The sequence below is a fragment of the Dehalobacter sp. genome (assembly GCA_023667845.1).
Classification (GTDB): domain Bacteria; phylum Bacillota; class Desulfitobacteriia; order Desulfitobacteriales; family Syntrophobotulaceae; genus Dehalobacter.
Genome location: JAMPIU010000206.1, coordinates 131,785 through 144,891, shown reverse-complemented (window position 1 = coordinate 144,891; position 13,107 = coordinate 131,785). Strand labels below are relative to the sequence as shown.

The 13,107-nt window shown below is 44.6% G+C and carries 12 protein-coding genes; 10 read left to right on the top strand and 2 right to left on the bottom strand.

What is annotated here, in order from left to right:
* Positions 1–12: 12 nt before the first annotated feature.
* The 4 genes from NC238_17170 to NC238_17155 all read left to right on the top strand — a co-directional run bounded on the left by NC238_17170 (position 13) and on the right by NC238_17155 (position 3,578).
* Entirely contained in the window at positions 13–996 is a 984-nt protein-coding gene (locus NC238_17170; GenBank protein MCM1567642.1) for a metal ABC transporter substrate-binding protein, read from the top strand.
* The gene (locus NC238_17165; protein MCM1567641.1) at positions 993–1,820 is read left to right on the top strand and encodes a metal ABC transporter ATP-binding protein; all 828 of its coding nucleotides are present in this window, start codon (positions 993–995) and stop codon (positions 1,818–1,820) included. Before NC238_17170 ends, NC238_17165 begins: the two co-directional genes overlap by 4 nt.
* Positions 1,801–2,643, top strand: a complete 843-nt coding sequence (locus tag NC238_17160; protein ID MCM1567640.1) for a metal ABC transporter permease — start codon at positions 1,801–1,803, stop codon at positions 2,641–2,643. Before NC238_17165 ends, NC238_17160 begins: the two co-directional genes overlap by 20 nt.
* A gap of 323 nt (positions 2,644–2,966) precedes the next feature.
* Positions 2,967–3,578 (top strand): FmdE family protein, encoded by a 612-nt coding sequence (locus NC238_17155; protein MCM1567639.1) that lies wholly within the window; start codon positions 2,967–2,969, stop codon positions 3,576–3,578.
* Between the two features lie 125 nt (positions 3,579–3,703).
* Here the strand turns inward: NC238_17155 and NC238_17150 are convergent, their stop codons facing one another.
* On the bottom strand, positions 3,704–6,085 hold the full coding sequence (locus NC238_17150; protein MCM1567638.1) for a histidine kinase: 2,382 nt from the start codon (positions 6,083–6,085) through the stop codon (positions 3,704–3,706).
* 124 nt (positions 6,086–6,209) lie between these two features.
* A complete protein-coding gene (locus NC238_17145; GenBank protein MCM1567637.1) occupies positions 6,210–6,404 on the bottom strand; it encodes a hypothetical protein in 195 nt (64 codons plus the stop codon).
* A 757-nt stretch (positions 6,405–7,161) separates the two neighbouring features.
* On the opposite strand from NC238_17145, the gene aroF reads away from it, so the two are divergent.
* From aroF to NC238_17115, 6 genes are all read left to right on the top strand, one after another.
* On the top strand, positions 7,162–8,175 hold the full coding sequence (aroF, locus tag NC238_17140) for a 3-deoxy-7-phosphoheptulonate synthase (protein ID MCM1567636.1): 1,014 nt from the start codon (positions 7,162–7,164) through the stop codon (positions 8,173–8,175).
* Between the two features lie 21 nt (positions 8,176–8,196).
* The gene (locus tag NC238_17135) at positions 8,197–9,060 is read left to right on the top strand and encodes a prephenate dehydrogenase (GenBank protein MCM1567635.1); all 864 of its coding nucleotides are present in this window, start codon (positions 8,197–8,199) and stop codon (positions 9,058–9,060) included.
* A 12-nt stretch (positions 9,061–9,072) separates the two neighbouring features.
* Positions 9,073–10,368: a 3-phosphoshikimate 1-carboxyvinyltransferase gene (aroA, locus tag NC238_17130; protein ID MCM1567634.1), complete on the top strand. Its 1,296-nt coding sequence runs from the start codon at positions 9,073–9,075 to the stop codon at positions 10,366–10,368.
* On the top strand, positions 10,349–11,446 hold the full coding sequence (gene aroC / locus NC238_17125) for a chorismate synthase (protein MCM1567633.1): 1,098 nt from the start codon (positions 10,349–10,351) through the stop codon (positions 11,444–11,446). Before aroA ends, aroC begins: the two co-directional genes overlap by 20 nt.
* Complete coding sequence (gene pheA, locus NC238_17120; protein MCM1567632.1) at positions 11,434–12,621, top strand: prephenate dehydratase; 1,188 nt, start codon at positions 11,434–11,436, stop codon at positions 12,619–12,621. Before aroC ends, pheA begins: the two co-directional genes overlap by 13 nt.
* A 64-nt stretch (positions 12,622–12,685) precedes the next feature.
* Complete coding sequence (locus NC238_17115) at positions 12,686–13,033, top strand: cupin domain-containing protein (protein ID MCM1567631.1); 348 nt, start codon at positions 12,686–12,688, stop codon at positions 13,031–13,033.
* Positions 13,034–13,107: the final 74 nt, after the last annotated feature.

The following is a 13,107-nucleotide window of genomic DNA, read 5'->3' as shown; positions in this document are numbered from 1 at the left end:
GGAAATTAGTTGATGACTGCTAAGATCGCAAAGACGGCTATGATTGATAAAACGGCAATGAATAGGACAAATAGGACCAATAGGACAAAAATGTTTTTTAAGTGGGCGAAACCTTTTTGCGCGGCTTTGCTGGCAATCATGGTAACCTTAAGCGGGTGCGGCGCGAAGGAGAGCGCCGCGGTGAATACGGATGACAGTCGAGGATCGCTGAAAATTGCGACTTCGTTTTATCCGATCTATCTATTTACTTTAAACATCACGAAGGGTATCTCGAACGTGACCGTCGTCAATATGACCAAACCGACAACCGGCTGTCTCCACGATTATGCCCTGACGACTGAAGATCTGAAAAGCCTGGAAGATGCCAAGGTTCTGGTGATCAACGGCGCGGGAATGGAATCATTCCTCGCTAAGGTTACAGGGCAGATGCCGGATTTGGAGATCATCGACGCCAGTGAAGGGATTACCCTGATTCAGGATGAGACAGGGAAAAATCCGCATGTGTGGCTGAGTATATCTAAAGCGATCAGACAGGTTCAAAACATTGGCTATAAGCTGGCGGCCCTTGATCCCGAAAATGCTGAAAAATATCAGGAAAATACTGCAGAATATATTGCGAAGCTCGAACAGGAAAAAAATAAAATGCACCAGGCCCTGGATGGGGTAAAGAACCGGGATATCGTGACTTTTCATGAGGCATTCCCGTATTTTGCCGAAGAATTTCATTTGAATGTGGCAGCTGTGATCGAGCGGGAGCCCGGATCAGAACCCAGCCCAATAGAACTGACTGAAACGATCGAAAAAATCAAAGCATTAAACGTCAAGGCTTTGTTTGCCGAGCCTCAGTATTCTGCGGATACGGCAGAGACAATCGCGAACGAAACAGGTGCCCGTGTCTATTACCTTGACCCGATCGTCACGGGCCCACTGAAAATGGATGCTTATATTGATTTGATGGATAAAAATCTGCAGACACTGCAGGAGGCCCTCCAATGAAAAATAAATGCTGCAATCATGAATCATATGAAGAATGCGGATGCGGCTTATGCCGTACGCGGATCAACCACCTTGGGGTGACGCTGAATAACAAAGAAATACTGCGGGATATCAATCTTGAAATATACTGCGGCGATTTGACTGCGGTGATCGGACCGAACGGAGCTGGTAAGACAACCTTGTTTAAAGCCATCCTCGGTGAAATTCCACACACGGGAACGATTGAATTTCTTGATCCTAAAGATAACCAAAAGGGCCGTCCGCTCATCGGCTATGTCCCGCAGAAACTTGATTTTGACAACAGTTCGCCGGTCACTGTGCTGGACTTGTTTACGGCGACTTACAACCGTTTTCCCGTCTGGCTCGGTTCTTCTCAAAAAACAAAAAAACGCGTTCAAAAGAATTTGACGCTTGTGCAGGCTGAACATCTGCTTAACAGAAGACTGGGTGCGCTATCCGGAGGGGAGTTGCAAAGAGTATTACTCGCGCTGGCGCTTGACCCCGTCCCAAATCTCTTGTTTCTTGATGAACCGGTGTCGGGTATCGACCAGAAAGGGTTGGAACTGTTCTATGATATTGTCTCCAGGCTGCGTCAGGACTATGACTTATCGATTATTCTTGTTTCGCACGATTTGAATCTCGTGGCCAAATATGCGGACCGCGTGATACTGCTGAATCATGCAACCATCGAATGCTGTGGAACCGCTGCTGAAGTCTTCGATAACGAGAAAGTGATTGAAACATTTGGTATGGGGTGGGCGAAAGGAAACGCTGAATCTAAAAGAAAAGAGGAAGAACAAACCAATGATCGAACAATGGTATAGACTGCTGGATGCCTTGCTTCCTCTGGCCTGGCTGGAATATGATTTTATGAAGAACGCCCTGCTGGCTGTTCTTCTGGTGACGCCCATTCTAGGTATCCTAGGCACAATGATCGTGAATAACCGGATGGCCTTTTTCTCAGATGCGTTGGGACATTCGGCGTTGACAGGCGTTGCGGCGGGAGTTGTACTCGGGATTCAAAGCCCTTTTTGGGCTTTGCTGGTTTTTTCGGTGTTGTTTGCGGTTGCGGTGATTAGTGTTAAAAATGCCAATACGGCATCGACGGATACGATCATCGGCGTATTTTCCTCAACGGCAGTTGCATTGGGTATCGTGCTCCTGTCACGCAACGGCGGCTTTAGCAAGTACTCCGTGTATTTGATCGGTGATCTGTTAAGCATAACCCCTTCAGAGCTGGGAATTTTAGCCCTGATTTTTGTGCTGGTGCTGGTGTTTTGGGCAGGCTGGTTCAACAAGCTGCTTCTGGTAAGTGTCAATCAATCCCTGGCCAAAAGCCGGGGAATTCATGTCCGCTTTTATGAATTTGTATTTGCCATCGTGATCGCCGTTGTGGTAACGTTCGCGATCCGCTGGGTAGGCATTCTGATTATCAGTTCCCTGCTTGTCCTGCCTGCAGCCGCTTCCCGGAATATCGCGGCAAATACAAGGCAGTATCATGTCTTTGCCGTGATCATCGCCTTGATTTCAGGTCTGGCAGGACTCATCCTGTCGTACTTTTGGGGAACAGCAACAGGCGCCACCATTGTTTTGGTGCTTGCGCTATTCTTTGCCGGGACATTTATCTGGAAAGTTTCAACAAGATAGGATCTACGATGACCATTCTAGTAAAAAAGTTCTTAAAGTAACCACATAGATAATGAGCTGTCTATGGCATGCAGACTTACAAACTTATAGACTTACAGACTTACATAAGTAACCTTATGATCAGTCTGGGGGACACAGTTCTGCTGTAAGCGGAGCATGGAGTGCGCAGCGCGGCCTTTTGTGCCATGGATGGCACAATGGCCGGAAAGCAGTATTGTGGCCCACGACTATCCCCAAAAAATAAATTATTATCTCAATTTACACTGCCTCAATAAGACGATTGAATGAGCTTACCGCGTTATTTAAGAAAGGACTGACCAATCATGTGCAGAGAAAAAACACCCTGGGAAAAATGTGTTGAATTTCATGGACATCAATGCATGGGACTTGCAATTGGCTTCAGACAGGCGTTTATCGGACTCGATACGCTTGGTGTAATGAGAGCCGCAGATGAAGAACTGTTTGCGGTCGTCGAAAACGATGCCTGCGGTGTCGATGCGATTCAGGTACTTACCGGTTGTACGCTTGGAAAGGGCAATCTGATTTATAAGGATTCCGGCAAACAGGCGGTTACGTTAGCCAACCGCAAATCCGGCAAAGCGGTCAGGATATTAAGAAAACTCGGCAACAAACCGGATGATGAACAATATACTGAATTGAAGGCAAAAATATCAGCCGGGTCGGCCAGTGATCAGGAAAAGGCAGTCTGGGGGACGCTGCAGAAGGACAGAATTGAAAAATTTCTGTCCGCGCCTGCTGATGGATTATTTACGGTTACCGAAGTCACTATGCCCCGGATTGAATCGGCCAGAATTTTTCAGACAGTTGTATGTTCCCAATGCAGGGAGCCATTTGCAGAAGTCAAAGCACATCTTGTCGAAGGGAAAATTATCTGTTCCGACTGCAATGAGACTTATACCAGGGGATGGCGTTAACGGGGACGGCTCTGATTATGAAAAACAGCCGGAGTCCTTATTAATATAAGGCCACTGAAAAAGCCTTTTTAAAAGGGAAGATTTAAGAGGTCGTAATAAAGGCATTTTTCTTTTATGTACTTAAATCATACTTGAAAAATTGCTTTTAGTGTTGTCCCTTTATTTATTTGTGAAGTAATTTTCAATTGTCCGCCAACACTTTCAATACGTTCCTTCATGACAGCCAAACCCGAATGAGCACCGGAAATAAGCCAAGTTTCCAGTTCATTTACATCAAATCCTTTACCATTATCGCTGATTATGATCTCCAAAATATTCTTTATGAGAATAATATCAACCTTAAATACATAGGACTCTGAATACCGCAGGGCGTTAATGATTCCTTTTTCGATAAAGCGAAAGGCTACAGTTTCAATTTGCTTATCAAAACGATTGTTATTTTCTATCCCAAAAGTATTTAAAATTATTAAAGCCAATTCTTCACGCATGAAATCCTGAATCCACAATTCAATAGTCGGTAATAGCCCCGACTTATCTAACAGCGGAGGGTTGCGCTTATCAATTTTTGCTAAAATTTCAAACTTAATATCTCGGTCGATTTCCCCAATTTTCAGCATCGTTTGCTGTTTTACACTCTCCGGTAAATTCTTTCTTTGCAAGTAGTCCAGCCAACTGTATTGATCGAGAACATAGTGGTACGGACCGGTTAATAATTTCGGAATCAGACTATCTTGATTATTCATATTTGCAAAAAGTGAATATACAAAATTTGGGGGAATAGTATTTTCTATTTCTGTTTCGCTTATTGTTTTGGTATCGTTTATACGTTCATTTAACACAATTAATTCTTTATTAAGGCCATTGATCACAATTAATATCAGCAATTGATAAACCAGCTGACCCGCAAGAAGCGTCAGAAAAGATAATTCTGACTGGATAAACTTAATTCTTGAAAAGCGGTGGCCGAAAAAAACGCCGCAGGCTGAATTATGAGACGAAAAAGGAACAAAAACTTCAGCGGGAAAATCATCCGCAAGTACTTTCGTTTCCATATCAAGTTTGTTATGGTTGTTAAAATATTCTTCCAATATTTCACGTTCAACAAGATTCTCTTGGAAACGGCCAACAGCTTTATTGAGACCACGAAAATGGACATTATCAGTAACAAGGAAAATCCCGTCAATTTCAAGATTTTGGGCCATTTCTATGAGTATTTGATCATCGGCAATCAGGGATGTCAGATTCTCGTTTAATTCCTCAATCCTTTGTTTGAAGCTCTGCTTTTCCTGAAGAAAACCTGATTTTTTAAATAGTTTACTTAAAATAATCTGGAGATAATATGAACAAACAATCAGGATAAAAATTAAGAAAAACATTTCTATATAGACTTCAAACGTGATAGAAGGCACAATTTTTAAAATATAAAAGATTAACAACGAGATAAAGCTAAGAGAAACCGACGAGATAATACAAATAATGAATCTTTCGTAAATCCGGCGGTAATCCGGGAGATATTTATTAACAACTACAAAGTAGAGAGAGAAGGGTACAGCTGAAATCAATAAATGGGCAAAAAATGAATCTACATAACTATAAACCAATTGCTTAAAATCAAAAAGAGCAGGCAGCGCTGTAAAAAGAAAAAAAGGCAAGAAGCCAATCAGTAACCCTAAGAGAATAATATTTGCTTCATTTTTCGCTGCTTGATCTTTTGACGATTTTAATAGAATCAGGTTAACCACAACAAATAAAATACTGATAATCATCGTAAATAATGCCAGTTTAACCAAATAACTTGAAAGACTGAAAAAGCATATGGCATGTATACCGAGTAGTATAAAAAATACTACGGCAAGAACTGTTACAAGTTTGCAGCCTAATTGATTAACCTTCGTGTTATTTCCTTCCGAAAAAATTGAGAAAAAATAAACTAAGGCTACTGCGGTCAGTAAAAAAGCGATGTACTGCAATTCTTTACCTAGAAACAACGCGCGGCTGGAAGCTTGAGATAGAAGAATGGCTAAACCAATGAAATAATTTAACCAAAATAAAGCACGGGCCTGTACTAAAAAAGGACGTTTCAACCAGGCTATAAATCCCAGGAACCAGAAAATAAACCCAAGTATGAAATATGGAAGTATAAATATCGTTTGGTAAGCAGGCAGAATTTCTATAGTAAAAGTCTGTACTGTTGTATTATTGTTAGCAGAAAAACTGATACTATGAGCGCCTTCGGCCAGCCCCCATTTCTTTAACAGGTGATAGTCTCCCGCATCCTGCGAATTGATTTTAAGGATCTGATCACCAACCCGGATACCCAATTGATACCCTTCTCCATTTTGATTGGCACTAACCACATACCACTGACCGCTGGAGTTCTTCATATCTAAACCGACAAAAGGGCGCTGAAAGCAGGAAAAGAAGTAAACGAGCCCGATTAAAATAAATATTAGGCTGGCAAGATAATAAATTTGTTTTTTTTGAATTTTTTCCCGTAAAATATTCATTTCTCAAACTACTTCCCTAATGATGTATACTGCCAGGCATTTCTTTACGATCGTGCCTGGCAGTATTGTTTATGTTCCATTTGAAACACAATTTGAATCAAGCCGAAAGTTATAAGTGATTAATTTATTGCCAACTGTCCAGTGGAGATACGGTCATACTAATAGTGCCGCCAGAAACTCTGTAGTCGGATAAAACGTTCTGAATTGTAGTGAACTCAGTGGGCTTAACCATGTTACCGTGTTTGCTGTTTTGTGCCAACAACATCTTGGGATTTCTAACACAATCATGAACCAAATTAGCAATACTGTCGTAGTTCATCGAGAAAACCCCCCTTTTTAAACACAAGTCATCTGCGGTGTTCTTTGCTAAGATATTTTGACATGGGAAACTTTCAGCTTAACCAATTTTATGTAAAATTCGCCACAAAATGTATATTTCCTCCTGAAACATGTTATATATTTGAAAACGTATTCAAAAAAATGGATGAATTACGAATGCCTATAGAGAGGCGCTATTTTCTGGCTCCGCTAAATAAAAAAGCAAGTTTAGCGGGTTTATTTTCAATGTTCTTATTTAACAAATACTTCCAAATTTGCAGATTTGTTCATGCTTGTGCGGATGATAAGAAAAGAAAGCCAATAATTATCCTCCAAATACCAGTAAAGCTAATGCAGAAAAAGAAAGGCATACAATAATTTTCGTTTGACAGCCAAAGAATCTATACGGTATAATGGACAGAACTCGAAAGTAACTTTTTGGAGAATGTAAAATGCTTAGCGGTAAGAGAATGTTAGAACAAATCAATACTTTTGTGTTTAGAAGCTTTAGCCAGTGCTATTATTACTTTTATTTTAGCACCGGTTATTTTTGGTTGTTCTACAATAGAATACTTTCTCTCTTCACTAATGAGCATCCGGCGGGAAATTGCCTTGCGGCCTGACCCCGGTCGAGAGAAACCGAAGTTGAAATACGATACTGTTAAAGAAGGCTCATTAGAAATAATGAGCCTTCTGTTTTTATTCAAGCTTGAGTAGTATCATGTAAGTAAGTAGGACAGTTTAAGGAGGTAGGAAAAATGATTATTGTAATGAGGCCGAAGACGCCACCAGAGGAGATCGCGAAGATGAAACAGAAGATATTGGACCTGGGATGTGAGGTTCATGAGTCTTTAGGCGTGAACTACCATATTCTTGGATTGATCGGGAATACCAGCAGCATTGACCCGGACACGCTGCATGCAAATGATTATGTTGAAAAAGTCATTCATGTTCAGGAGCCTTTTAAAAAGGTTAACCGTTTATTCCACCCGGAAGATACGGTCATCAGTGTCGGGGACAGAAAAATCGGCGGCGATACCTTTGCTGTGATTGCCGGTCCGTGTTCGGTAGAAAGTGAAACGCAAATTGTCGGCATTGCCGAAGCGGTTAAGGAATCCGGAGCTGCTTTTTTAAGAGGCGGCGCTTTTAAGCCGCGTTCCTCACCGTACAGCTTTCAGGGTTTAAGAGAGGATGGCCTGGAACTTTTGAAAATAGCCAGGGCAAAGACAGGACTGCCAATCGTGTCGGAATTAATGTCGACCGAATATCTGGAGAGATTCGTTGAAGATGTGGATATTATTCAGATCGGCGCCCGCAATATGCAGAACTTTGAACTCTTAAAAGAAGTCGGAAAAATTCAAAAACCGGTGATTCTAAAAAGAGGGTTATCCTCGACCATTGAGGAATTATTACTCGCTGCGGAATATATTCTGGCGCATGGCAACGAGAATGTTATTTTCTGTGAAAGAGGCATCCGGACTTTCGAAAATTACACCCGAAATACGCTTGACCTGACTGCTGTGCCGGTGATCAAGAAACTGAGTCATCTTCCGGTTATTGTTGATCCAAGCCACGCGGCAGGGCTGTGGTGGCTTGTCGAACCGATGGCTAAAGCAGCGATGGTCGTAGGTGCCGACGGTGTCATGATCGAAGTGCACAACGACCCGGCCAATGCCAAATGTGACGGGCAGCAGTCTATCAAACCGGAGAAATTCCAGGCTTTAATGGACTCGCTGAGACAGCTGGCGGTTATACAGAACAAGATTATTTAATCAATGAGATGATCCCTGGAGGTGGATTTCTTGGAAGAACCGGGCTTTGGTAGTATGGAAATTACGGTAGTGGGTCTGGGACTTATTGGCGGATCATTCGCCATGGCTTTGAATAAACTAAAACCAAAGAAAATCTGGGCAGTCGATGTTAACAGCAGCGTACTGGAACAAGCAGAAAAAACGGGTGTGATCAGCAAAGGATTCACGGAGGCAAGCATTCCGCTGCAAAGCTCGGATATTGTTGTGATCTGCATCTATCCGGAGCTTGCCGTTCAGTTTGTGAAAGACAACCTGGCCTATTTTAAACACGGTGCCCTGATTACGGATACAGCAGGACTCAAAGAACAAGTCGTTCAGGAGATTAGTTCAGTCTTAAGGGAAGATTTGAGCTTCGTCGGGGGACATCCGCTGGCTGGCAAAGAATCCAGCGGATTTGCCTATGCTTCTGAAGAGATTTTCCGGGGGGCCAACTATCTAATTACCCCAATCGACGGCACGAAGAATGAAAGCTTGAGACTGGTGGAAAGGTTGATTCTTGGTCTCGGCTGCAGACAGCCGATCCGAATGGAACCGCATAAACATGACGAAATAATTGCGCTGACAAGTCAACTTCCGCATGTCATTGCGGCCGCCCTGATGAACAGTTCCTGTGCTGAGGATACCGGCAGCTTTGTCGGAGGCAGCTTCCGCGATGCAACACGGGTCGCGAGAATGAATGCCGAGCTCTGGAGTGAACTTCTACTCGAAAATAAAGACAATATTTTAGAACAAATTGACGTGTTCATCGAAAACGTCCGGATGATCCGAACGGCGGTCGCAGAAAAGGATCGGGATTCGCTGAAACAAATGCTTGAGAATGCCGGCCGGGGCAGAGAAAAGTTTTAAGGAGAGATTTTCTTGACGTGCTTACGCTTGCAACCTTCAACCTTAACAGGGGAGATCAGGATACCTCCTTCCAAAAGCATCAGTCACCGGGCAGTCATCTGCGCCGCGCTGGCTGAAGGGACCAGCAGCATTGACAATCTTGTTTTTTCTGAAGATATTTCTGCAACCTTGGACGGGCTGGTGTCTCTGGGTACAACCGTCGGGGAAGTCTCGGCGAACCCTGGTGAACCAGGCGCGCTTTGGCTGGAAGGGAACCCGAAGCTTCAAATCGCGCAGGAAACAATCAACTGCCGGGAATCCGGATCTACGCTGAGATTTCTGATACCGCTGGCCACACTGACAGGAGGCCCGGTGACCTTTACCGGTGCCGGCAAGCTGGTGGAGCGCCCCCTGGACGCATATTATGAGCTGTTTCAACTGCACGGAATTGAATATCAGACCCGGGACGGATATTTGCCCTTGACGATCAAAGGGAGATTTTCACCGGGTGAGTATAAACTGAAAGGCAATGTCAGCTCTCAATTTATTACAGGACTTATGTTTTTGCTGCCGCTCTTGGACGGAGATTCCAGAATTGTCGTTACAACGGAACTAGAATCCCGCGGTTATGTTGACCTGACTATTAATGCGCTGGAAAAGTCGGGAATAACCGTACAAAACAACGCCTACCGGGAATTTCTTATTCCAGGAAAGCAGCGGTATAAGGCAATTAATTGCCGCATTGAAGGAGACTACTCCCAGGCTGCGTTCTGGCTGGTGGCAGGTACACTGGGGTCCGGTCTGAAATGTCTGGATCTAAATGCTCGGTCCCTGCAGGGGGACAGGGCGATTCTCGATATGATGCTGGGGATGGGTGCCCGAATTTATTGGATAGATGACAATCTAGAAGTGCTGGGTGGTCCGACTGAGGGAATGGTAATTGATGCCGGACAGTGTCCGGATCTGGTACCTGTGCTTGCAGTCCTGGCTTCTTTAAGCAAAGGCACAACCAGAATCATTAATGCTGGAAGACTCCGGATCAAAGAATCGGACAGACTCAAAGCAACGGCATCAGAGCTGAACAAGCTTGGGGCCAGGATTCAGGAACTGCAGGAAGGGCTCCTCATCGAAGGGGTAGAAACCCTGCATGGCGGAACCGTCGACAGCTGGAACGATCACCGGATCGCGATGGCTATGGCTGTGGCCTCCATCAGGTGTACAGAGCCTGTGTTTCTGACCGGAGCCGAAGCCGTCAAAAAATCATATCCGCATTTCTGGCAGGATTTTTGCAAATTGGGAGGTAGAGCTGATGAGTGGAACATGGGGTGAAACCCTTAAACTATCGCTGTTTGGGGAATCACACGGAAAATGCATCGGGATCGTACTCGATGGTCTGCCGGCGGGATTAAAGCTCGATTTGCCCTTCATCAGCCGGGAACTGGCCAGAAGGGCACCGGGGAAGAACGCGCTTTCAACCCCGCGGCAAGAAAAAGACGAATTTGAAATCCTGAGTGGTTTCTTTCATGGATTTACGACCGGAGCCCCGCTCTGCTGTGTGATCTGGAATAAGGATCAGCACTCCGGGGATTATTGCGAATTGAAAGACACGGTGCGGCCCGGCCATGCGGATTATACCGCGATGGTAAAACACAGGGGCTTCAACGATTACCGGGGTGGAGGCCATTTTTCCGGCAGACTAACTGCACCATTGGTGCTGGCTGGAGCCATTGCCAAACAAATCCTGGAAAAGAAGGGCATTGTGATTGGCAGCCATATTTTAAATATCGGTGGTATTGGAGAGGATCGTTTTGATGACCTTCGAATTGATTCAGGTCTACTCCGGGAACTGACAGAACAAGAATTCCCAGTTTTGTCCGAAGAAGCGGGTACCCGGATGAAACAGAAAATTCTTCAGGCCAAAGCCGAGGAGGACTCTGTCGGCGGCGTGATTGAAACAGCGGTAGCAGGTTTGCCTGTCGGCTTGGGGTCGCCATTCTTTGATTCAGCTGAAAGCAAAATTGCCCATCTGCTGTTTGCTGTTCCGGCGGTGAAGGGAGTCGAATTCGGCGCTGGGTTTGCAATTGTGCAGATGAAAGGGTCTGAAGCTAATGATCCATTCGCTTTCACAGATAAAGTGGTGACGCTTTCCAATTACAATGGCGGAATCCTTGGAGGGATCACGAATGGCATGCCTTTGATATTCCGGGCTGCCGTGAAACCGACGCCTTCGATCGGCAAAGTGCAGCAGACGGTGAATATGGCCGCCAGGGAAGAGACGCAAATCACAGTTCAGGGAAGACACGACCCTTGCATCGTCCCCCGGGCGGTTCCTGTCGTAGAAAGCGCCGCTGCACTGGCCTTATTGGACTTGATGATAGAAAAGGATGGGGTAACGTGGATGAACTAAAAAATCGGAGACTACAGGACCTCAGGTCTAAGATAGATGAAATTGATACCGAGCTGCTTCGTCTTTTTGAAGCAAGAATGGAGACCGTCATTGAGGTAGCTGAATATAAGATTTTGAACAGCATTAATATCTTAGATGAATCCAGGGAGAATAAAGTCCTGCAAAAAATTGAGCAGGTCAAAAACAAGGATCTGGTTAAAACTGCAGAAGAGTTCCTCAAAGCCGTCATGAGTATTAGTAAAGGTGTTCAGGCTGAACGCTTTTTTAGGCCAGAAACCGGTTCCTGGCAGGAAATCTCGGAAATTGAAGAGGAGTCGGAAACCGGAGAACTGGGGAAATGTGTTTCCGGAAATGTGATCGGGTTCCAGGGAATTCCGGGCTCCTATAGTGAACAGGCGCTTAAGGAATATTTTGGGGAAGGCAAGAATGCCAAGAATTATGTGAACTTTGAAGATGTGTTTCAGGCGTTGGCTGCAGAAGAGATCGATTACGGGGTTCTTCCGCTGGAAAATTCGTTTACCGGCGGTATTGCCGACGTCTACGACCTGCTTTGTCAGTTTGGGTTTTATATCGTCGGTGAAAAATGTATCCAGATCGATCATAACCTGTTGGCGGTTAAAGGAGCAAAACTCGAAGATATCAGGGAAGTATGCTCCCATCCCCAGGGTTTTCAGCAGTCCAGTATTTTTTTAAGAAAACATCCCGAATGGAACCAGGCGACCTGCAGCAATACCGCGGTAAGTGCCAAGAAAGTTGCCGATGCAGGCTCGAAAGCCCTGGTATCCATTGCGAGCAGGCGAGCGGCGGAGCTCTATGGCCTGGACATTCTGGCCGAAAAGATCAACAATAATCCGGCGAACTTCACCCGGTTTATCATCATCGGCAGAAAACCTGAGCTTAGAGGTGCGTGTAACAAGATCAGTCTCGTTGTCGCCATTTCCCACGAACCAGGTTCATTGTACAGGGTCCTCAGTCACTTTGCACGGAACGGGCTGAATATGATGAAGATCGAATCCCGACCGATGACGGATAAGACCTGGGAATATCTCTTCTATATTGATTTCGAGGGTAATCTGAATAATCGTGTGGTCAAGAAAGCAGTTGAGGGGATAGAGAAAGAGAGCGCTTACTTCCAGATGCTCGGAAATTATCCGTCAGATAAACAAAATAGGTAATAAAATAGAGAAATAACAAAATAGAGAAATAACAAAATAGAGAAATGAGATCGGAGGCGAAACGATGATCGTTGGCCATGTGAACGAATTGGCAGGGATCCCTATGCAGGGAGCAGGAATACAGGGTGCCATCAAAAAAGTGCTGATATCTCCCAAAGAAGGCTGGGATGGCTGGACGATGCGGCTCTTTGCGCTTGAACCAGGCGGCTTTACACCCAGACATACGCATGATTGGCCCCATATTAATTATATTGTTTCAGGCGAAGGAACACTGCATTTAGATGGTCAGGATTATGTACTGAAGGAAGGCGCGTATGCCTATGTTCCCGGAGGCGCGCTCCATCAATTTCAGAATGACTCCCGGAAAGAATTTTCATTCCTATGCATTGTACCTGAAGAAGGAGATAAGTAACCTTTATCTTTATCCTTGGATACTATCAATTGAGAACTGTCAAGACCACTTCATTTTTCAATTTGTTCGAATAA

Bases quoted from the DNA above. Each gene is read 5' to 3' on its own strand.
- aroC (MCM1567633.1), top strand. From the start codon at position 10,349: ATGAGTGGAACATGGGGTGAAACCCTTAAACTATCGCTGTTTGGGGAA.
- NC238_17160 (MCM1567640.1), top strand. From the start codon at position 1,801: ATGATCGAACAATGGTATAGACTGCTGGATGCCTTGCTTCCTCTGGCC.
- NC238_17145 (MCM1567637.1), bottom strand. From the start codon at position 6,404: ATGAACTACGACAGTATTGCTAATTTGGTTCATGATTGTGTTAGAAAT.
- NC238_17165 (MCM1567641.1), top strand. From the start codon at position 993: ATGAAAAATAAATGCTGCAATCATGAATCATATGAAGAATGCGGATGC.
- NC238_17115 (MCM1567631.1), top strand. From the start codon at position 12,686: ATGATCGTTGGCCATGTGAACGAATTGGCAGGGATCCCTATGCAGGGA.
- NC238_17150 (MCM1567638.1), bottom strand. From the start codon at position 6,085: ATGAATATTTTACGGGAAAAAATTCAAAAAAAACAAATTTATTATCTT.
- NC238_17155 (MCM1567639.1), top strand. From the start codon at position 2,967: ATGTGCAGAGAAAAAACACCCTGGGAAAAATGTGTTGAATTTCATGGA.
- NC238_17170 (MCM1567642.1), top strand. From the start codon at position 13: ATGACTGCTAAGATCGCAAAGACGGCTATGATTGATAAAACGGCAATG.
- aroF (MCM1567636.1), top strand. From the start codon at position 7,162: ATGATTATTGTAATGAGGCCGAAGACGCCACCAGAGGAGATCGCGAAG.